Below are 20395 nucleotides of genomic sequence, written 5' to 3'. Positions count from 1 at the left end.
TTTCACCAAAACAAGTAACATTTATCAGAATATTTGATGTAATATACAAAGAAACGCCAGATCCGGCATTTACCGGAACTGGCGTTTCTTAATTAAGGACTTTTTTTACAGCCCCTTTTCAAGAGAAAATTATCAAGGCATTAAAGGAGGGGATAGAATGAAAAGAATATTAGCCATATCCCTTTCTTTGAAGAACGCTTATCGGATAAATAGTATTTTGTATATGCTTCAGCAGACACCCATTATCAATCGTTTTTTGCCCGAAAATATTTATTGCTCATTCAAACTTAAAAGCCTTGCCAATACGCTGTCCGTGATTTGGGAAATTCTTTCAGTTTTTGTAGTAAAATTGCTTTACTTCGGGATTATGCTTATCGGAGCGACAATGCTTTATCCGGTACAGGAAAAATCACAGTTGTTTTTGCACATATTCGTGTTTTTAACTCTGCTCGGTTCTTTTACAAACACCTATGTTTTCAAACCGGGTAAGGATAAGTATTATGCTTTAGTTTTATTGAGAATGGACACACAGAGTTATGCTGTAAGTAACTATCTCTATTATATTTTGAAAACTTTTATAGGTTTTGCCGTAATAGGCGGGATAGCAGGATATTTAGCAGGATTGAGCATTTTACAATATATGCTTATCCCATTTTTCGTTGTGAGCTTAAAGTTGATTGTTGCTGCAATCTCCTTATCATATTATGAGCGAACCCAAAAAGCCCCTAACGAAGATCATATCAATTATCTTATATGGGGAATTATCTTACTGATATTGTTTGGGGCTTATGGACTTCCAACGGTACAGATTATTTTACTTATTCAAATGAGCATGGCAATCATGGTAGTATCTATTTTAGCAGGGACTTTGTCTATTTACAAAGTGCTTACCTTTAGACACTATCCGTCTATGTATCGAGAAATATTGTCACAGGCTGAAAACACAGTAAAACAAAACGAACACGAGCAGTCAGAACAGGCAATAGCATATAGTCCCGTTGAATCCAGTCACAAAAAGGGCTTGGAATATTTGAATGATCTGTTTGTAAAACGACACCGCAAAATTTTATGGAAATCAGTAAAACGTATTACAGCAGCTTGCATTGTATTAACAGCTCTATTGTTACTGGCAGGCTCTTTACAGCCAATGCTAAAGGAACAAATAAATACTTTGCTTTTGTGCTGGCCTCCATCAGCTTTGTTTTTTGTCATGTACCTTGTCAACCGTGGTGGTGACTACACAAAAGCGTTGTATATGAATTGCGATTACAGCTTATTGACTTTTTCCTTTTTCAAAAGGCCGGAATATATTTTTAGATTGTTCCTTATCCGGCTACGCGAGATTATAAAGATCAATTTGCTCCCTGCTTTGACAATGGGAATGTGCTTGTCTGCCTTAATGTATGGCAACATAGGAAATGAAGTAGATTACATCATTATCATTTTGCAATCCATTTGTTTAAGTATATTCTTTTCTATACATTATCTGCTCATATATTACCTTTTACAGCCCTACAATGTGGGGACGCACGTTAAAAGTAGCGATTATCGCATTGTTGAGACGGCTCCGTTTATTATATGTCTTTGGATTATGAAAATGGATATATCATCATTTTATCTCGGGGTGGCTTCGATTGTCCTGTGTGTCCTGTATTATTTTGTCGCTGTATTTTTAGTACGAAGATATGCGTCTGGTACTTTTAGAATACGAGCATAAAGAACGTGACCATAAGTTCGCTATTCAAAAGAGTAACAGGAAGGAAATGCAAAAGTGGATGTACTATTTATTATGATGGAAAAAGTCCAGGAGGGATTTTGCGAGGAGCTTATGAAGCTTGATCCGACCATGAGCCGGGAAGAACGCATTTTGAGTTTTATCGAGCAGATCAAAAATCCATACTGCTATCTGGATGATGGCGTGGTGGTAAAGGTCAGCTTTATAGATACGGACGTAACCCTGGAGGAACGTCTGGAAGAATATGTGCGGAATCTGTAAGGAATAACAGTTCCGCTCACGCCCATTCGCAAAGGCCGCTATGCGGCTTTCCCGCTGCTTTGCAGCTAACTTTGCTCATAAGTGGGCGCTCTGCTCATAGCCCCATTTGTGTGTTTATTCATGCGAGCATGATTCGCACACTGCATGGGCTATGGCTGAACTGTTAAAAAATTTTATCGCATACCCTCTTGAAAAATGCGCGGAGTTATGGTAACTTGGATGCAGGTCAAAAAAATTTAAAACTAACAATGAGCAGAACTCCTATGATTGAGGGTAATCCTATGTCTCAATCACAGGAGGTTTTTTTATGGCAAAAAAGAAAGATAAAACTTATCGTGCCGGCGCTTATAAAAGACTGTCACAGGATGATGGCAGGGGTGAGGTAAGCAACAGTATCATCAACCAGACGGAACTCATTAAGGACTATGGAAAATCACATAGCGATATTGAGATCGTTGCAGAGTACGATGACGATGGTTATTCGGGGACGAATTTTGACCGCCCCGGCTTCTTGCGGATGATGGAGGATATCAAGGCAAAGAAGATTGACTGCGTGATCGTCAAAGATTTATCCCGATTCGGAAGAAACTATATTGAAGTGGGAAAATACATTGAGCGTATCTTCCCGTTTATGGGTGTCCGTTTCATTTCTATCAATGACAACTATGACAGCGAAGGGAAAAAGGGTGAGTCAGATTCCCTGATCCTCCCCTTTAAAAATCTGGTAAACGACGCTTACTGCCGGGATATTTCCGTGAAGATCAGAAGCCAGCTGGATATCAAAAGGAAGAAAGGGGAATGTATCAGCGCCTTTGCAGTCTATGGATACCAGAAATCCCAGGAAGATAAGAACAGGCTTATAGTGGATGAATATGCCGCAGAGATTGTACAGACGATATTCCGGATGAAGCTGCAGGGTATCAACCAACAGCGGATTGCAGATTTTCTGAATGATAATGGCGTCCTGTCCCCGTTGGAGTACAAAAAATCTATAGGGCTGAAATATTCCACCAGCTTTAAAATCCATCCGGTTGCCCTCTGGTCGGTCAATGCCATTAACCGGATTCTGACAGAGGAGGCTTATACCGGCGTTATGGCACAGGGAAAAACAAGCACTCCAAACTATAAGGTCAAAACACAGATTGCAAAAAAGCCGGAGGAATGGATTCGGGTAGAAGGCACACATGAAGCAATCATTGGGTTTCGTGATTTTCAGACCGTACAGGAATTGTTAAAACGGGATACGAGGACAGCGCCGGAACAAAAGGAGCTGTATCTGTTTTCCGGCTATCTGTTCTGCGGGGATTGTAAGAACAGCATGGTAAGGAAGGCCGTGCCGTCCGGAGGAAGAAAATATTTTTATTATGTCTGCTCCACAAACAAGCACAAAAAGGGATGTTCCAGCCACTCGGTCAGTGAAAAGAAACTGACGGACAGGGTGTTCCGTGCCATACAGGGCCAGATAGAGACCGTCTGCCGGATGGATGAGTTTCTGACGTATATTGACACGCTGCCGGAGCATCAGAGGACGGTTTTTAATTATGACGCACAGATGGAACAGCTGCGGCAGGAAATACAAAAGTACAGGCGGATGAAAATGAAGCTGTATGAAGATCTGAGCGATGGCATGATTGATGAAAAGGAGTACCAGGAATACCGGGGCAGTTTCTCAAAGCGCATTTCAGAAAAGGAACAGGCGCTGGAACGGCTGGAGCATGAACGGAAAGAAGCCGTAGAGGGTAACCGGAGCAGCAACCTTTGGATTCAGGAATTTAAGAAATATCGGAATGTGCCGGAGCTGAACCGGCAGGTGGTTACTACACTGCTGGATAGGGTCATGGTCTATGAGGAAGGGAAAATGGAAGTTGTGTTCCGGTACGCAGACGAAATGGCCATGCTTCTGGAAAAGATAGGAAATTACCAAAGTGATTCAGAAATGCCGGAGCTTGCGCTGGCACAGTAGGAGGGACGGACGATGGCAAGAAAGAGCAGAAAACAGGAAACGGCCGTGGCAGCGCCATTGATGAATCCGGAGGATAGCATTTATCTCTGCGGCATATACGGGAGGCTTTCTCTGGTAAACAGTGGCAAGCAGGATGAAGGAGATTCCATTGAGAACCAGCTGAGCATCTGCAACCGGTTTGTGGACGGACAGTCGGAACTGCGACTGGCAGACACCTATGTTGACAATGGGAAGAAAGGCACAACCTTTGAACGGCCGGAATTTAACCGGATGATGGAGGATATCAAGGCAGGGAAAATAAACTGCATCGTGGTAAAAGACCTTTTCAGGTTCGGCAGGGATTATCTGGAAGCAGGCGAATATCTGGAGAACATTTTTCCTTTTATGGGAGTCCGCTTCATTGCGGTGACGGACGGGTATGACAGCCTGCACAGCAGCACGGATGAGCGCACCATGGCGGTTCCGTTAAAAAATATGATTAACGAGCTGTATGCCAAAGACCTGTCCCAGAAAATCTGTACCAGTATCCATGCGAGGATGGATAAAGGGGAATTTCTTCCGGGACGGCTGTGCTATGGGTATATGCGGTTGAAGAAAGGTGACCTCACACTGGTTCCTGATCCCGTAACGGCTCCCTATGTGAAGCTGATGTTCGAGCTTCGGTTAAAAGGATACAGTTACGAAGCGATACGCAGACATCTGGATGAAATCCATGCGGTAACGCCGAGCCAGAGGAAAGCACAGCTGGAAGCGGGAAACTCGAAGCAGAAGGTCAGCGGATACTGGTTCTCTTCCAGTATTTCAGACTGCCTTTCCAATCCGGTTTATCTGGGGCACCTGGTTCATGGCAAAGAACCCAAGGCGTTATATAAAGGGCAGAGAAAAAGAAAAGAGGCAGGAAGGACAGCGTGGAAGATCATGGAGCATATGCACGAACCTCTTGTGACGCAGGAAGTCTTTGACAAGGTGCAGGAGATCAATGAAGCCTCCCAAAAGAAATACAGGGAAAGCCATAGAAATGCAAAACCGTATGAGAACATTTACCGTGGCATTCTGAAATGCGGGGACTGCGGCGGTTCCATGCAGCTAGGGAAATCGGTATCCCAAAAGACAGGGACAGTAACCAGGGTATTCCGCTGCGGGAGGTACAGGGAGACTGACCGGAGGGAGTGCAGTATCCATACGATAAAGGAAACCGTGCTGCATGACGCTGTGCTTGCACAGATAAAGTTGCAGATTCAGGTAATGGCGGATATGGCACAGAAAGTAGAGTGCGGAAGTAATGACGGTAGGATTGAAAGCGTTTACGAGAGCAGCAGAAGCAGGATCGCAGAACTGACAAAAAGAAAAACCAGAGTTTCCAGACTGCGTGAAAGCCCGTATGAAAATTTCTGTGAAGGAATATTAAGTGAGGCGGAGTACCGGGAAATGAGGGAGGATTATCTGGAGCAGGAAAATGTCCTTCAGAATCAAATTGAAAAAGCAATGGGGCAGAAGATGCAGATAGATACCTTCCTCTCAAAAACAGAGGAAACGGCGGCGGTGTTTAAGAAGTTTTCCAGAAAGAAGAAGCTTGACCGTCCGATGCTGGAGGCACTTGTACAGGAGATCAGAGTCTTTGAGGATAAGCATATCGAAGTGATCTTCAAATTCAAGGATACCTGTCAGACTTTTTTGAAGGAGATGGAAGAAGATGAAGTATAAACAGGTTCTTGCATTTTATATCCGGCTGTCCCAGGAGGATTTGTTCAAGGCGAATGGGGAAATGGACGAGAGCGCCAGTGTCAGCCATCAGCGAGACCTGCTCCGCTATACATACAGCAGCCGGCAGGATTTGTCCGGCTATGAGGTGATCGAGTTTGTGGACGACGGCTATTCCGGTACAAATTTCAACCGTCCGGCTTTCCGGAAAATGATGGAGGAAGTAAAGAGGGGGAAAATCCAGTGTATCATGGTAAAGGATTTTTCACGGTTTGCCAGAAACTTTCTGGATGCGGGGGAGTATCTGGAACAGATTTTCCCGTTCCTGGGTGTGCGGTTTATCTCAGTCAACGACCACTATGACAGTGACGGAAAAGAGGGAACTGCCGGAGACTGGGATGTTGTGTTCAAGAACTTCCTTTACGATTTATACAGTAAAGACCTGTCTAAAAAGACAACAGCTGCTAAAAGGTCAAAGGCCAGAAAGGGGGAATATTTAGGAAAGGCGCCGATTGGGTATGTGCGCTCTAAGGAGAGGAAGAACCAGCTTGAGATCGAGCCGGAAGGGGCAAAGATTGTGCGGTTCATTTTTGATATGGCGTTGTCAGGGCATACCATACCGGAGATCGTGGAGATGCTTAACCAGGCGGAGATGCCGACACCGGGAACACTGACAGAGAAAAAATATAAAGGCAAGCAGATGACGGTTAGGAAAAACACGACTGTGATCTGCTGGCAGTATAACATGGTGTGGGCGATTTTAAAGAACCGGGTCTATACAGGGGCGTGTGTCAACTTTAAACGGAGCAAAAAAGCGCCATGCGGCACCCACACAAAAAAGAATGAAGTGGAAGAACAGATCATTGTGCCGGGCTGCCATGTGGCGATTGTGACAGAGGAAGAATTTGAGCGGGCATTTGAGCAAAGCCGGATAATGAAGAAAAAACGAAATAAGAAAGAAAATCAGTATCGGCCCAGAAAAACTGTTTTGAGTGGCTATTGCGTGTGCGGATACTGTAACCGGGCTATGCGCTATGAATGCCGGAGGAACCTGCCGGATATCTTTTTTTGCGAGACAACCAGACATGCGGATGTGCCGGTGGATGAAAATACCTGTGACTGTCGGAGGTATGAAGTTGACAGAATCAACGCCGCTGTGCTGAAAGCCATAAAGCAGATCGGGGAACTGGCAGAGAAAAAATATTGTATCGCAAAACGTGATAATAGTGGTAAAAAAGAGGCTGCTACAAAGCTGGAACGGGAAATCGGCCAGCTCCGGCAGAGGGTTTTGCAAAAGAAAACAGAAAAGCAGGACTGTTATGAACTGTATATCATGGAGGAGGCTGACCGGAATCAGTATCTGGCTGTAAAACAAGCCTGTGATGCAGAGATTGAAGAGGCAGAGAAGAAGATCGCTGAGTTGGGCAAAGAGATGGTAATGCAGGCAGAGGTGGATGATGAGCAACTGAAAGAACTTGAAAATATTTCTCTGTTTGCAAGAGAGCCAGCGCTGACGAAAGAAATGGTTGAAGCAATGATAAAGGAAGTGAGAATATATCGGGATGACCGGTATGAGATTAAGTGGAAGTTTAGAAATATGTTCGATGAGGTGGCTTGTCCGTGAGGGCAGGCCATTTCAAAAATCACAAAAATTTTAGACTTGTTTTGCGTTGAACCAGTAGATAGTTTTTGAAATTGATGGTATAATATAATTCCAAATTGAATATAAGTATTTGTCGGGAATGTGACTTCATATTATGGAGGTTGATATTATGTTATATAATATTAGAGGCAAATACTATCAATTTGAAGAAAGGAGTGTCCATATGGGTGTATTAATGAATGTACAGTTGACTGCTTTTTCAAATAATCGGATAGAACCAACAACAGCCATAATAGAGTTGCTATTAAAAGAATTAAATTCGTTAGGTGGGTACGTTTTTTTGCCTAGTATGATTACAGGACAAAATATTGATATAGCGGCAGGAACTATTAAATCTGTCAATAATTTGTCGTTTTTAACAATAGATCAAACTGTGCAAATTGCATGTATGAATGAAAGAATTGATGTAATATTTAACGGAAACAAAGATAATCAAGATACAACAATTGAAGATTTTCTAGTGTTTGCTGAGAAAGCGTTGGCATCTGTGATGAAACAAAATAATGTGTATTCAAATAGATTGGCTATCAATATTAGCTTATTAAGTGATGTTTTTGAAAAAGAACTTAGGGACACGAAACTTGGTAAAAAGCTATGTAATACACTTGATTTCTATAATGATGGGGAAATTGAAGAATGGTCAACACGGACAAATTCTCGAAGGTGTATTAATATGTCACAAAATGAAGTACTTAATGTAATAACAGAGTTATCGGTTGTTAAAGAAAATGTTACTAATAACAAAAGGTTTCTTTGCCATATGGACATAAATACCATTCAGGAGAATGCAGGATATAGATTTGCATTTTCGGATTTAAATTGTTTTAAACATGAAGTATTGGAAATCATACAGAATTTAAAAACAAATTTTGAGGAGTTGGGTATAGATGACTAATGCATGGTTATCGGATATAAATAATACCATAGAAAATGTAAATGAGATTAGCAGTACATCAAAAAATAGGGTTATTGATTTCACCTCCGTAAAAAGTCAATATAGCACTTCAAGTAAAGAAGGGAAAGAGGTCTCATATACGTCAACACCGGCTCAAGAAAAAAGAGAATTGACCTCTGTTGAAAAACAACTATTAACGAACTCTGTTCAAAATGAAGAAAAACAATATTCTGTTTTGGTTGCGGGATTAGAGCAGGAATTGCTGATCTTATTAAAAAACTATTCTTTAGAGAATGAGACAATGTCTTTAGCAGAAAGTAAAATTTATGATATTGCAAATAAATATTCTTTTAGAGTGTTGGGTGATATTATACAGAGATTATATGTTCAATATTATAATCTGCCAAATGTAATTGCTGGTATATGTACAAGTCTAGAAAGATTTGATGCTTGTGAAGTTATGCCATGGGGACAAAGCATGATTTTGGGATTGATAAATCATAAAAATGAACTTGTAAAAGAACGCGTCATTGGGCTTATCGAAAATTGGGCAGATGTGTCTTTGTTACCAGCTCTTAAAAATATTGATATTTCTTCAGAATGGATGCGGGAATATGTTGATGAAGTTATTCTGTTTTTAGAGGGGATTGAATGTACTATATAAGAAAACTATCTAACAAAGCAAACTTACTAAAAATTAAGGCGGCTCAAGATATTAAACTTTTGGATGCGGATATATTGAAGCAAGAATTAGGGACAACAGGGAATACATTATCTTTTTGGAAATGTGATGACCTAGAGAACACAGATGATGCTATAAAGGCTATATTACTATCAACAACAGGAATTGCAACATCACAATTTTTTATAATAAATGATGAGGTTGTTAAAAAATATGGATTGCTAATGGATGATACGGAACTGGGAGTTACTGGATATCGTGGGCATGAAAATCTGCATGTTAATATGGTTAAATTAAACTATGCCAAAATTGGAACAATATTGGAAATGCTAAAAGAAGTTTTTCAGCATCCAGAATATACTCCTAAACTGGAAAAAAGTAAGGTTAAAGAGCGTATTTTGGAAGTGAAAAAGCAAGGATTGCTTAATGAAGCTAATATGCAGGAGCAGTTAGTAAAAGATGTAGAAAAATATTGCCCCATCTCAGTTTAATAGGGACATGATTAAATGGTTGTACATATATTTGGGAAAGTCCTCTGGAAAAAATCCGGAGGATTTTTTTAGTCCTTACTTGACATTAGCAGACGAGGCCACGGCCTATATCGACCCCGAGAATGAAGCAGTCATTCAGAAGGCCATCGCAAAGCTGGTGAGAGGAAAAACGGTGATCGTCATTGCCCACCGGCTCTCGACCATTAAGGACGCAGAGCAGATTGTGGTGGTGAAGGATGGCAGAATCGAAGCAAAAGGAACCCATGAAGTCTTACGAAAGACCTGCCCGTTGTATGAAACCATGTGGCAGGCCCATATTGGAGCAAAGGATGGTGATGTGGCATGATTAGTGTGTTCAAAAAAATCTGGCAGTTTGCCGGTGCGGAGAGAAAGAATATCAACAAATCTGTAGCAGTCAGTTTCCTAAAAGCCCTGTTTCATATGATGGAGGTCAGCGCCGTTTATTTTATCATTGTGGCACTCACAGACGGGGACAGCAGCTGCTGGCCTGCATGGATCGCCCTGGGCTTTATGCTGGCAAGTGTGATTGGAAACGGTATCACCACCAGCATATCCAAGATGCAGCAGACCCATGCGGGGTACTTTATGGCAGCCAATGAACGGATCAAGATCGGCAACCTCTTAAAGGGGGTCCCCATGGGATTCTTCAATGAAAACAGTCTGGGGGAAGTGACTGGCGTCTGCACTACCGTATTGGGCAATATCGAGACCATGGTTCCCATGGTATTGGTGAACATTTTAAGCGGACTGGTGGGAACGGTGGTATTCACCGCCATGATCCTGATTTTTGACTGGCGTATTGGCCTGATCGCGGCAGCGGGAATCGTCCTGTACTGCCTGGTTCTTTCCTCCATGGAACGGAAATCTGCCGTCCTTGCACCGGACTCCCAGAAATCCCAGACGGCGCTGACTTCGGCGGTGCTGGAGTATGTGCAGGGCATGAGCGTGGTGAAGTCCTTTAACCTGAGCGGCAAAGGGGACAAAAAGCTGCAGGACACGCTGGAGTATAACCGGAAGAGCAATCTGGATATGGAAAAGCTTCTGACGCCTTACAGCGTCCTGCAGGAGTTGGCGCTTCAGATCGCAGGCATTGGAATGATGCTGGCAGCAATCCTGTTGTGGATTCAGGGAACGATGACTGTGGCGAATGCGCTGATGAGCATTGTCATGTCCTTTCTGGTGTTCGGGCAGATCAAACTGTTCGGTATGGGTGTCACCATGCTGCGGCTGGCGGCTGCCAGCATTGATCGGACGCTGGAGACAGAGCGCATGGAGCAGATGGACGAGGGCGGTAAGACGCTGACGCCGGGCAGCCATGATATCGCTTTTGAGAATGTCCATTTCTCTTATGAGAACCGGGAGATCCTCCACGGGATTTCGGTTGTGCTTCCGGATAAGACGACCACGGCGGTCATTGGCCCTTCCGGCTCCGGCAAAACCACCCTCTGCAACCTGATTGCCCGGTTCTGGGATGTGGATAGCGGCAGCGTGAAGATCGGCGGGCAGGATGTCCGGGCGTATACGCTGGAATCCCTGATGGATCAGATCAGTATGGTGTTCCAGAATGTGTATCTCTTTGCGGATACCATTGAGAATAATATCAAATTCGGAAAGCCGGACGCTACTCACGCGGAGGTCGTGGAGGCCGCAAAAAAGGCCTGCTGCGATGACTTTATCGAGGCGCTTCCGGACGGTTATCAGACCATGATCGGCGAGGGCGGCGCGTCTCTCTCCGGTGGGGAGAAGCAGCGGATCAGCATTGCCCGCGCTATGTTAAAAGATGCGCCCATTGTCATTCTGGACGAGGCGACCGCCAATGTTGACCCCGAGAACGAGGACCGGCTGCAAAAGGCCATTGAGGCCCTGACCCGGGATAAGACCATTATTATGATCGCCCATCGGTTAAAGACGGTGCGGAATGCGGATCAGATTCTGGTCATTGATGACGGGAAGATCGTCCAGCAGGGCAGGCACGAAGAGCTGATCGGCCAGAAAGGCATTTATGCGGACTTTGTATTGGGACGAAAGGAAGCCATCGGCTGGAAGTTGAACACGGCGGAAACTTAAATGACAGGTATGGTCGGTATTCGGCATGGGGAAGCCCATGCCGAATACCAGAATCCTAAAATTTTGTTGTCCGATTGGCACCAAACGGGCGGAATAGGACAGACAAAAGGGTTGGATATTGGTATCCTCTTAAAAGGAATGCGGGAAACCGCTATTCTTTTTTAACTTTATAGGAAAGACCGCCTTACGGCGCTCTCTTGGATTAAAAAAGCCCGCACGGAGGCGGGCAGGAAGATGAGACGACACGGTTAGAAGGTAAAAAAACCTTCAACACCAGCCTCGTCATCAAACAGGTCATCTTCATTTAAGAAATAATCCATGTCAAGAAGGTCATCCTCGCTCATACGGCGAATGTCCTCGGATGTCATCCCTTCTGGCGGGTTATCGATATATTTTTGGCGTAGTTTCTCTGTATCTGTTTTCATGTAAGTGGCCTCCTTTGAAAGGAGTATAACACACGGGAAGTCATTCGGAAAGTCATGCGGACGAACTTCTTCCACGAGAACGGGACATGACTTTCTCGTACATTTCTTCCAAGGAAACACGCTTATGGTTAAAGTATAGTTCCAGGAACAACATGGTTGTGCCGCATTCACATTTTAGCGGGTCATAGCCAAAGGCAAAGAGAATGGCAGTGCGCCATTGGTTAAAGCTTTTGTAGATGTGATGCTTTTCACGGGATATGGCGCGGTGCAGCTTTTTGTCGATATCCCGATGGCGTGCGTAAATGCCGCCGTAGAGGATCATTTTGTAATGCTTTTCCGGGATATGCCGAATGAGCCGTTTTATGAAATCCATAACCGGGATCGTTTCTTCCACATATACATCATCCTCATGCCGGTTATAATGGAAGGTAACAAAGTCGCCGTCATATTTATCAATCCTGGAGGCCGCAATGACAGGCCGGCCAAGATAGCGGCCGATGTATTTAATAACAGTTTCGGGATCGCATTTGTTTGGCTTTGCGTAAACATAGAAGCCGTTTTTGTGTTCCCGGTAGCAACGGGATTTAACCTTTTTGAAAGAAGGACCAATACGGGATTCCATGTCGTCCAGCAGAGCGGTACGGAAAGCATTACGGAGGAAGGTATAGTTAAAATGAGAGATGTTGCGCCAGAAACCGTTATCACTGTAACCACCTTCGGAAATGAGGCAGTGGATGTGAGGGTTCCATTTTAGATCCCTGCCAAAGGTATGAAGAACCATAATAAAACCGGGAGTGAAGTTCATGGACTTATTTTGTTTAAAAAACATGCGGGAGAGAACGCTGGCAACAGAATGAAAGAGACAGTCAAGAAGCGAGCGGTCATTAAGAAAGAATCCCCGGAGATTTTCGTCAATGGTGAAAACGCAGTGTCTGTGAGAAACGCGGATCAGTTTAAAAGCCATAGAGGTAGTGCGTTTCATAGCATAGAGATTACCGCAGGTGGGGCAGAAACGACTGTGGCAGCGAAAAGGAACGAATTTAAGTTTGCCACAATGAGGACAGCCGAACATGGCACCGCCAAAGGAGGGATCACCGCAATGGATCATTTTGTCTACGTTTTCTATGACGGAAGGACGTGGGTGTAATGTATAAATCATTTCTTCATAATGGTCTTTAAAAATATCTTGTAGTATGCTCATAAGACTATTATGAGGGATAGCGGCACAAAAAGCACCCCCTAAATCCCCCAAGATTGGGGGTAAGGGGGTTGAAGTGTCGAAGACACTTTTTTATCTCTGGTGCTGCGCCACGGGGCGGAGCTGCGGAAAGAAAAAGAGAAATCATGAAGAATAAAATGGAGGAGGAAGGTATACCTTATCGCGCGCAGCTTGACGGAGCGCGCCCATGCGAAGCATCTGACATGCGGGGTGCCCGAATGGGTATACATTTTTGGTTAAAGGCGATGTTTATTGCCCCATTCACACATACTATCCAAAATGGGAATCAGTGATTTGCCCCGTTCGGTCAAACTATATTCCACTTTTGGAGGAATCTGTGGATATTCTTTTCTGTTTACTAACTGATCCGCTTCTAATTCCTTTAAGGTAGAACTAAGCGTTTTATAAGAAATTTCACCGATATATTTTTTCATTTCATTAAAACGGACAATCTCAAATTCCATAAGAGTATATAAAATTGTCATTTTGTATTTTCCATTAATCAGGGATAGGGTATAGCTGAAGCCGGTTGTTTTAAGGCATTCTTGTGATATGCAGCGTTCGCTCATTTTAAAACTCTCCTTTAGGTAAGTATATAACTTGTTTTTAAGTATCGCACTTAAAGGTGCGTACTTGTTTTTTGTTTTATTCTGACTATAATTATAATATCAACAGCAGGAAAAGTCAATCCTGCAGGTAAAGGGGAATAATCTTATGAGTAAAAAAATAGTAGTGATCACTGGAAGTCCCCGAAAAAATGGAAACAGCTTTGCTATGACGGATGCATTTATTAAGGCTGCTGAGGAGAAGGGGCATGCGGTTACCCGTTTTGATGCGGCTTTGAAAAAAGTGGGCGGTTGCCGTGCATGTGAAACATGCTTCTCTACAGGAAAAGCCTGTACCTTTGATGATGATTTTAATGCGATTGCGCCGGCTATCCTGGAGGCAGATGCCATTGTATTTACCACGCCGGTTTACTGGTATTCAATCCCGGCACAGATCAAGGGCGTTATTGACCGGATATTTTCTTTTGTTGTGGGCGGCAAAGACATTTCCGGCAAGGAATGTGCATTGATCACCTGCTGTGAGGAAGAGGATATGTCTGTGATGGATGGTGTGCGTGTTCCTATGGAGCGGATGTGCGCATTGAATAAATGGAAAATGGTTGGCGAAGTTTTGATCCCCGGCGTGTTGAATACTGGTGATATTGAAAAGACGGATGGCTACAGGAAGGCTGCGGCCCTGGCTGACGCAATTTAAGGAGGGAAGGTATGGAAAAGAAAATTGTTATTTTGAATGGAAGTCCCCGGAAAAAGGGAAATACATCGGCTTTGGTATCTGAATTTACCAGAGGTGCCAAAGAAGCCGGACATATAGTTACGGAGTTTTTCCTTGACAGCATGGATATCCATGGATGCAAAGGCTGTTTCGGTGGTCATAGCAGCAAGGAATGTCCCTGCGTGCAGAAGGATGACATGGCACAGATTTACCCGGTGGTCAAGGAATGTGATGTCATCGTGCTTGCTACGCCTTTGTATTACTGGAATATGAGTGGCCAGATCAGGACAGCGGTTGACCGTTTGTTTGCTTTGGAGGAAGGGGACGGCAATTTCCTCCGGGGGCATGACCGTTTTTCAGCACTTCTGATGGCAGCGGAGGGACACGGCTTTGAGGATGTCCTGACTTATTATGATCATCTGATGGAGCATCTGCGCTGGAAAAATCTTGGCCATGTCCTTGCCGGGGGCAATGGGGCAATTGGTGATATTACCGGGAAACCGGAATTGGAACAGGCGTATGAGCTTGGAAAATCTATTCAATAAATCAAAGAAAGGAAATGTATATTATGAAAAAAATAAAATTACCGCAGGCAGCAAAACTGACATCTCCGAACCCTGTAACGGTTGTGTGCACAAAGAAACCGGACGGCTCTACGAACCTCGCCACCGTTTCATGGTGGACATATCTTTCATTTAATCCGAGCATGATCGCTTATGCCATGGCGAAGACCTCTTACAGCGGGGAAATGGTGAGGAACAATCAGAAGGTTATTGTTACCGTTCCCGGTGCGGAGATTGCCGAGGCAGTAATGGGGTGCGGCAGCACTACAGGACGCACTACGGATAAGGCATCTGAGTTTGGAATCGAGCTTGTGGCGGTGGAAGGAAGCGATATCAAGATTCCAGCACATAGCCGTGTGGCGATCCAGTGCAGTCTGAAGGAATATCATGAGGTAGGCGACCATTATCTGTATATCTGTGACGTGGAGCAGGTTTATGGGGATGAAACGGAAGAAGCACTGTTTGCATGGAACGGTTATGGAAAAGTTGCTCCCGCAAAGCAGGGGGAATAGGGATGGAGTTTTTAGAGCTTGCGGCAGGCCGCTATTCAGTCCGGGCCTTTTCCGACCGCCCGATTGAGCCGGAGAAGATGGAGAAAATTTTGAAGGCCGGACAGCTTGCGCCTACGGCGGTCAATTTTCAGCCGCAGAAGATTTATATTTTGAAAAGCGATGAGGCTATCGAGAAAATACGGACACTTACCCAATTTGCCTATGATGCGCCAGTGGTTCTGCTATTCTGTGCAGATACATCAAAAGTATGGAAAAGCCCGACAGAGCATGGGTATGATACCGGGGAAATGGATGTGAGCATTGTCTGCATCCATATGATGCTGGAAGCATGGGAGCTTGGAATTGGCTCTGTGTGGGTGCGTGGCTTTGATTCTCGGAAAGTGGCAAAAGCGTTTGAACTTCCGGGGCACATAAAACCCGTCTGCCTGCTTCCGATTGGATATCCGTCTGCTGAAAGTAAGCCATATGCTCCGTGGCATGATACCTATCGGAGCATTGAGGAGATGGTGAAAGAATTATAAGGGCAGTATTAAAAAAATGTTTGTTAAGCGAGGCAAAAGGGCATAGGAAGTCGTTTTGTGGGGCTGTCCATCCTCAATCGGGGAATCGCTGGAGCAGGCTTGTGCGGTGCATGGATTGGACGTTGACGAAGTCTTGTTTTCTTTTTAGGATACGGTAAGTTATTATGGGGGGCAGGCTTCTCCGATTTCTGACAGATTGGGGAGCAAGGGTGACTCTGGTATATAAGCACCATGGAAGAAAACCAATAAAGAACAAATGAGGAATCAAGCATGGTGGAAACTCTGCCTGTCTGGTTCTCTTGTTACATAGCAGTGCGGGGAGGCGGGTTGAATAATCTGAGGGTAATTTCTCCATTTACAGATGGGTGCTGTAGTCCGGAATGTAAGGCTTGCATATGCTGGTATGCTTTGCAGATATGATATTCTTTGCCGGTCTTTTATAAAGACATTTCCTGTTCCGTAAAAAGAAAAGGGAATACCGCATTTTTTACATTGGTCATATAGGAGTTTAACCCATTCATAGTACAGCGGCCTTGCACCTTCATAATTTTTCCCGTCTGCAAGGACGGTTTCAATCTGCCCGCTGGCAAGATATTTTTCTATAGTCCGCTTCTTCCAGAAAAAGTCACTACTCATGCTGAATTGCCTCAATTTCATGGAGCAGGCTGTCCGGCATATTGCGTGGTCCGCGGACAGCATAAACGCCGTGTTCTTTTAGTTTATCCAGAGTGAGCAGAGATTGCTCATATTGCTCCAAATATTTTAGCTTCATTACATGATTCATGTGTACTTTCCCATCGTCATATTGATAGGGGATATCTACTTCTACTGCCTGGCATTTATAACGGATGGCTGAAACAGGAGCGGCAATATAGAGATAGACCAGATCGCCGACACAGACATGGCTGCTCTGTTTCCACAAGATAGTTTCGCTTTCAGAGAAAGCCTTTTCCAGGTTGTAATATTTGGGATTTGCGGGAACAATCCAGTCCCGTTTTTTGTGAACCTTCATTTTCTGTTTGGTCTGGCGGCTTGCTGTAAGCTCATAGCTTATTTCCAGTAAAGAAAAAATCATTTCTTTTTCTACCGAAGTATCCAGAAGGATTGTGATCCAGTTTCCCCGGTTCATATGATATGCCGGCAGAAATCCCCTTTTAGTCAGCAAGGAGCCTATCATGACAGGATCGCACTTTATTTCCAGGACATCGACTGTTTTTTGCCCGGAAAGCCCTAATTTTTCTTTTGGCACATCCATAATGATCCCATACCATTTTTTATTGTCTTTGTGCCGCAGGACAGCATACCCCGGCAGGGACATCCACGGGTAATCAGGAATCGCTTCATATGTTTTTAAGGCATATTTCAGGATGTCATCCCGGTATGATTTATTCTTTGTTTCCGAGCTTGTCTTTTTCATGTTTGAATCCCCATCTCATAATTTCGTAAAAAACAGGCATCAGATCCCGTCCTCTTTCTGTAAATGAATATTCAACGTGAGGAGGGATTTCATTAAACTGGACACGGTTAATAAATCCGTCCGCTTCCAGTTCACGCAGGGCGTTTGTCAGCATAGTATTTGTAATCCCGGCTAAATCTTTTTTCAACACGCTGAACCGGACGGTATCATAGATGCACAGCTCGTATAGGATCTGTGTTTTCCATTTTCCCTGGAGCATAATGAGCAGCGGTGTGACCGGACAATTCCCAAGGTCTGTTACAATCCCCTTTTTTACATCCCGTAAATACTCTTCATAAGTCATAAATTCCTGCATAGATCAACTCTCCTTGTAAGATATCAGGTATATTTTTTATACCATGTATCAAAATTCTGCGTACTTGCTTTCTAATTTGGATATAGTATAATTTCTGTACAAGAAAAAGTCAATAAGGAAGTGGGATGAGATGAACAAGGAGATTTGCAAAAGTCATCAGTTTGTAATAGATAATAAAAAAGTTATGGTTTATCCGAGCGTTGATTCTGACAGGCCGGTTGTATATCTAAATACATTCGCAGAAGAAGGCGTCCATGTATATAAAGAGCTGTATGATGCCATCTGCCCGGATTTTACTCTTGTAGCCATAAGCGGGCTGGAATGGGATCATGATATGGCTCCATGGGATATCCCGCCGATCTCAAAAGGTGATACCCCATGTACGGGAGGCGCAGATGAATACTTACAGCTTTTGACAAAAAAAATCGTACCAAAGGCGGAGGAATTTGTGCAGGGCTGTGTTTTATGGAGGGGACTGGCGGGGTATTCCCTTGCCGGGTTATTTGCCCTGTATTCTGTTTATCAGACAGGGCTTTTTTCAAGAATTGCCAGTATGTCCGGCTCCTTATGGTTTCCGGGATTTAAGGAATATGTATTTTCGCATGAAATGAAAAGCCGTCCGGAGCATTTGTATTTATCTCTCGGTGACAGGGAGTGTAAAACCCGAAATCCTTTTCTGAAAACAGTACAGGAACATACAGAGGAGATTAAAACTTTTTATATGGAGAAAGGCATTGACACAGTGCTTCAGCTTAATTCGGGAAACCATTATAAAGATACCGTACAGAGAACAGCGGCAGGTATTGCATGGATTTTGGGAAGATAAAAGATATAGTAAGATATGGAGGAGACGATCATGATAGATACAGTTTATTCCCTTTTTGAGAACATTGTTGCAAAACACAAGGGTGAAACTGCGATTATTGAGAACGACAGGACGGTGACTTTTGGCGAACTTTCCAATCTGGCAGATATTATCGCGGGCAGTTTTCCGAAAGAAATAACCAGCATTGGAATTGTCATGAGTCATCGTGCAGAGATGGTTGCGTCTATATTGGCAGTCTTAAAATGCGGCGCAAGATATATTCCGGCACAACAGGACGGCCGAAGGGTGTTTGTGTTACGAACCGCAATATCTGCCACTATGTACGGGCATTTGAAAATGAATTTCATCCGGCGGCAGGAGATGTCATGCTTCAATACTCTGTATGCTCTTTTGACATTTTTGTGGAGGAGGTATTTACGAGCCTGTTAAATGGTGCGGCTCTTGCTATTCCGTCTGCGGAGGATAAAGCGGATATTTATGGCCTGATGAAGTTTGTGGAGAAACATCATGTAACCATGATCAGCGGTTTTCCCTATCTTCTGGCAGAAATGAACCATCTGGCGGAAATCCCTTCGTCAATCAGGCTTCTGATCAGCGGAGGAGATGTGCTCCGCGGTGTCTATGTGGACCGCCTGCTGGGACAGGCAGAAATATATAATACCTATGGCCCGTCCGAAACTACGGTATGTGCGTCTTACTATCATTGCAACGGCGGAGAGGTTTTAGATGACGGCACCTATCCGATTGGGCATCCTGTAAAGGGAACTGAAATCCGAATTTTAGACCAGAGCGGAAAAGAACTTCCTGCCGGAGAAGTCGGCGAGATCTGTATTTATGGAAATGGAGTGTCACTGGGATATATCGGTGACCATAAGGAAGAAAACAAAGTCTTTGAATCTTTGGCAGATGGCAGAGTGATGTACCGGAGCGGGGACCTGGGCTATACTCTCCCTGACGGAGATATTGCATTTCTCCACCGAAGGGATACGCAGGTTATGATTTATGGAAAGCGTGTAGAGGTATCGGAGGTAGAGTCCAGACTTTATCAGTGCAGAGGCATACAGCAGGCAGTTGTCCGCGCCTTTACGGATGAGGATGGCCTTTCCTATATGACAGCTTATGTGGTTCCGGCAGACCAGAATATGAAGGTTTCCACTGTGAGGAAGGAGCTTGCGGAAAATCTGACACCGTTTATGATTCCTGAATTTATCGTGAAAATGCCGCAGATCCCGCTGAATACGAATGGCAAACCGGACACGGGGAAGCTGCCGGTTGTGATGAAGGCGGGGAATTTCTGATGGAAACCAGGATACGGAGGGCAGGACTTACAGATATTGATTTGTTGATGAAATGGCGGATGACTGTCCTGCATGAGGTTTTTTCCATCCCATCGGATGAACCGATGGAAAAACTGGAATGTGAGAACCGGCTTTATTATCAGACAGCACTTCCGGCTGAGGGGCATATCGCCTGTTTTGCTTATGCCGGCGATAAAATAATCGGCTGCGGCGTTGTATGCCTTTATCGGGAAATGCCGTCGCCGGATAATCCGGACGGGGGCTGTGCTTATCTGATGAACATTTATACCACCCCTGAATTCCGGGGACAAGGTGTAGGGCGGAAAATAGTAAGCTGGCTTATTGGGCAGGCAAGAGATAAAGGGATTGCAAAAATCTATCTGGAAACCTCAGAATGCGGGCGTTCTCTGTATCAGGAAATGGGCTTTACCAACATGTGTGGTTATATGCAGATAAAAGCCGGAACTCCCTGGTCTTAAATGGAGGAATGCAATATGGACTT

General features: G+C 44.2%; 24 protein-coding genes and 2 pseudogenes. 20 read left to right on the top strand and 6 right to left on the bottom strand.

Annotated features, from left to right (window positions below; genetic code table 11):
• Positions 1–157: 157 nt before the first annotated feature.
• The 11 genes and pseudogenes from ACMN7X_RS08865 to ACMN7X_RS08815 all read left to right on the top strand — a co-directional run bounded on the left by ACMN7X_RS08865 (position 158) and on the right by ACMN7X_RS08815 (position 11644).
• Positions 158–1717, top strand: a complete 1560-nt coding sequence (locus ACMN7X_RS08865) for a hypothetical protein (protein WP_418747105.1) — start codon at positions 158–160, stop codon at positions 1715–1717.
• Between the two features lie 72 nt (positions 1718–1789).
• Positions 1790–1996 (top strand): DUF6870 family protein, encoded by a 207-nt coding sequence (locus ACMN7X_RS08860; protein WP_418747104.1) that lies wholly within the window; start codon positions 1790–1792, stop codon positions 1994–1996.
• 307 nt (positions 1997–2303) lie between these two features.
• The gene (locus ACMN7X_RS08855; protein WP_418747103.1) at positions 2304–3959 is read left to right on the top strand and encodes a recombinase family protein; all 1656 of its coding nucleotides are present in this window, start codon (positions 2304–2306) and stop codon (positions 3957–3959) included.
• A gap of 12 nt (positions 3960–3971) precedes the next feature.
• Positions 3972–5663, top strand: a complete 1692-nt coding sequence (locus ACMN7X_RS08850; RefSeq protein ID WP_418747102.1) for a recombinase family protein — start codon at positions 3972–3974, stop codon at positions 5661–5663.
• Complete coding sequence (locus ACMN7X_RS08845; RefSeq protein WP_418747101.1) at positions 5653–7284, top strand: recombinase family protein; 1632 nt, start codon at positions 5653–5655, stop codon at positions 7282–7284. The genes ACMN7X_RS08850 and ACMN7X_RS08845 overlap by 11 nt, the downstream gene beginning before the upstream one ends.
• A gap of 148 nt (positions 7285–7432) precedes the next feature.
• Positions 7433–8218, top strand: a complete 786-nt coding sequence (locus tag ACMN7X_RS08840; RefSeq protein ID WP_418747100.1) for a hypothetical protein — start codon at positions 7433–7435, stop codon at positions 8216–8218.
• On the top strand, positions 8211–8882 hold the full coding sequence (locus tag ACMN7X_RS08835) for a hypothetical protein (RefSeq protein ID WP_418747099.1): 672 nt from the start codon (positions 8211–8213) through the stop codon (positions 8880–8882). The genes ACMN7X_RS08840 and ACMN7X_RS08835 overlap by 8 nt, the downstream gene beginning before the upstream one ends.
• Positions 8870–9391 (top strand): hypothetical protein, encoded by a 522-nt coding sequence (locus ACMN7X_RS08830; RefSeq protein WP_418747098.1) that lies wholly within the window; start codon positions 8870–8872, stop codon positions 9389–9391. The genes ACMN7X_RS08835 and ACMN7X_RS08830 overlap by 13 nt, the downstream gene beginning before the upstream one ends.
• Before the next feature lie 79 nt (positions 9392–9470).
• Positions 9471–9737 (top strand): annotated as a pseudogene (locus ACMN7X_RS08825) (ABC transporter ATP-binding protein); the annotation flags it as partial.
• Positions 9734–11479 (top strand): ABC transporter ATP-binding protein, encoded by a 1746-nt coding sequence (locus tag ACMN7X_RS08820; RefSeq protein WP_418747097.1) that lies wholly within the window; start codon positions 9734–9736, stop codon positions 11477–11479. The pseudogene ACMN7X_RS08825 and the gene ACMN7X_RS08820, both read left to right, overlap by 4 nt.
• Entirely contained in the window at positions 11480–11644 is a 165-nt protein-coding gene (locus tag ACMN7X_RS08815; RefSeq protein ID WP_418747096.1) for a hypothetical protein, read from the top strand.
• A gap of 83 nt (positions 11645–11727) precedes the next feature.
• On the opposite strand, the gene ACMN7X_RS08810 is transcribed toward ACMN7X_RS08815, so the two are convergent.
• From ACMN7X_RS08810 to ACMN7X_RS08800, 3 genes are all read right to left on the bottom strand, one after another.
• A complete protein-coding gene (locus ACMN7X_RS08810) occupies positions 11728–11904 on the bottom strand; it encodes a hypothetical protein (RefSeq protein ID WP_418747095.1) in 177 nt (58 codons plus the stop codon).
• Between the two features lie 52 nt (positions 11905–11956).
• Entirely contained in the window at positions 11957–13105 is a 1149-nt protein-coding gene (locus ACMN7X_RS08805; protein ID WP_418747094.1) for an IS91 family transposase, read from the bottom strand.
• A 254-nt stretch (positions 13106–13359) separates the two neighbouring features.
• Positions 13360–13692, bottom strand: a complete 333-nt coding sequence (locus ACMN7X_RS08800; RefSeq protein ID WP_418747093.1) for a winged helix-turn-helix transcriptional regulator — start codon at positions 13690–13692, stop codon at positions 13360–13362.
• A 145-nt stretch (positions 13693–13837) separates the two neighbouring features.
• Here ACMN7X_RS08800 and ACMN7X_RS08795 point away from each other — a divergent pair, with 145 nt between their 5' ends.
• From ACMN7X_RS08795 to ACMN7X_RS08780, 4 genes are read left to right on the top strand one after another with little or no spacing between them, the layout of a single operon-like run.
• Entirely contained in the window at positions 13838–14383 is a 546-nt protein-coding gene (locus tag ACMN7X_RS08795; RefSeq protein ID WP_418747092.1) for a flavodoxin family protein, read from the top strand.
• An 11-nt stretch (positions 14384–14394) separates the two neighbouring features.
• On the top strand, positions 14395–14946 hold the full coding sequence (locus ACMN7X_RS08790; RefSeq protein WP_418747091.1) for a flavodoxin family protein: 552 nt from the start codon (positions 14395–14397) through the stop codon (positions 14944–14946).
• Between the two features lie 23 nt (positions 14947–14969).
• A complete protein-coding gene (locus ACMN7X_RS08785) occupies positions 14970–15476 on the top strand; it encodes a flavin reductase family protein (RefSeq protein ID WP_418747090.1) in 507 nt (168 codons plus the stop codon).
• Positions 15477–15478: 2 nt separating this feature from the next.
• Positions 15479–15997, top strand: a complete 519-nt coding sequence (locus ACMN7X_RS08780) for a nitroreductase family protein (protein WP_418747089.1) — start codon at positions 15479–15481, stop codon at positions 15995–15997.
• Between the two features lie 264 nt (positions 15998–16261).
• Here the strand turns inward: ACMN7X_RS08780 and ACMN7X_RS08775 are convergent, their stop codons facing one another.
• Genes ACMN7X_RS08775 through ACMN7X_RS08765 form a run of 3 tightly spaced genes read right to left on the bottom strand, consistent with a single transcriptional unit; the run spans position 16262 to position 17769 of the window.
• The gene (locus ACMN7X_RS08775; protein ID WP_418747088.1) at positions 16262–16633 is read right to left on the bottom strand and encodes a hypothetical protein; all 372 of its coding nucleotides are present in this window, start codon (positions 16631–16633) and stop codon (positions 16262–16264) included.
• A complete protein-coding gene (locus ACMN7X_RS08770; protein WP_418747087.1) occupies positions 16626–17414 on the bottom strand; it encodes an MmcQ/YjbR family DNA-binding protein in 789 nt (262 codons plus the stop codon). Before ACMN7X_RS08770 ends, ACMN7X_RS08775 begins: the two co-directional genes overlap by 8 nt.
• Entirely contained in the window at positions 17383–17769 is a 387-nt protein-coding gene (locus ACMN7X_RS08765) for a winged helix-turn-helix transcriptional regulator (protein WP_418747086.1), read from the bottom strand. The genes ACMN7X_RS08770 and ACMN7X_RS08765 overlap by 32 nt, the downstream gene beginning before the upstream one ends.
• 130 nt (positions 17770–17899) lie before the next feature.
• Here ACMN7X_RS08765 and ACMN7X_RS08760 point away from each other — a divergent pair, with 130 nt between their 5' ends.
• From ACMN7X_RS08760 to ACMN7X_RS08740, 5 genes and pseudogenes are all read left to right on the top strand, one after another.
• Positions 17900–18595 carry an alpha/beta hydrolase gene (locus tag ACMN7X_RS08760; protein WP_418747085.1) on the top strand — a complete coding sequence of 232 codons (696 nt, stop codon included), beginning with the start codon at positions 17900–17902 and terminating at the stop codon, positions 18593–18595.
• A gap of 15 nt (positions 18596–18610) precedes the next feature.
• Positions 18611–19024, top strand: coding sequence for an AMP-binding protein (locus ACMN7X_RS08755; RefSeq protein ID WP_418747084.1), 414 nt, complete (start codon positions 18611–18613; stop codon positions 19022–19024).
• Positions 18926–19395: pseudogene (locus tag ACMN7X_RS08750) on the top strand (AMP-binding protein); the annotation flags it as partial. The gene ACMN7X_RS08755 and the pseudogene ACMN7X_RS08750, both read left to right, overlap by 99 nt.
• Before the next feature lie 117 nt (positions 19396–19512).
• The gene (locus ACMN7X_RS08745; RefSeq protein ID WP_418747106.1) at positions 19513–19893 is read left to right on the top strand and encodes an AMP-binding enzyme; all 381 of its coding nucleotides are present in this window, start codon (positions 19513–19515) and stop codon (positions 19891–19893) included.
• Entirely contained in the window at positions 19893–20372 is a 480-nt protein-coding gene (locus ACMN7X_RS08740; protein WP_418747083.1) for a GNAT family N-acetyltransferase, read from the top strand. Before ACMN7X_RS08745 ends, ACMN7X_RS08740 begins: the two co-directional genes overlap by 1 nt.
• Positions 20373–20395: the final 23 nt, after the last annotated feature.

Origin of the sequence: Frisingicoccus sp. (assembly GCF_048388605.1) — a bacterium.
GTDB lineage: Bacteria > Bacillota > Clostridia > Lachnospirales > Lachnospiraceae > Frisingicoccus.
The sequence above is the reverse complement of the archived record's forward strand: the minus strand, read 5'-3'. Positions and strand labels throughout refer to the sequence as shown.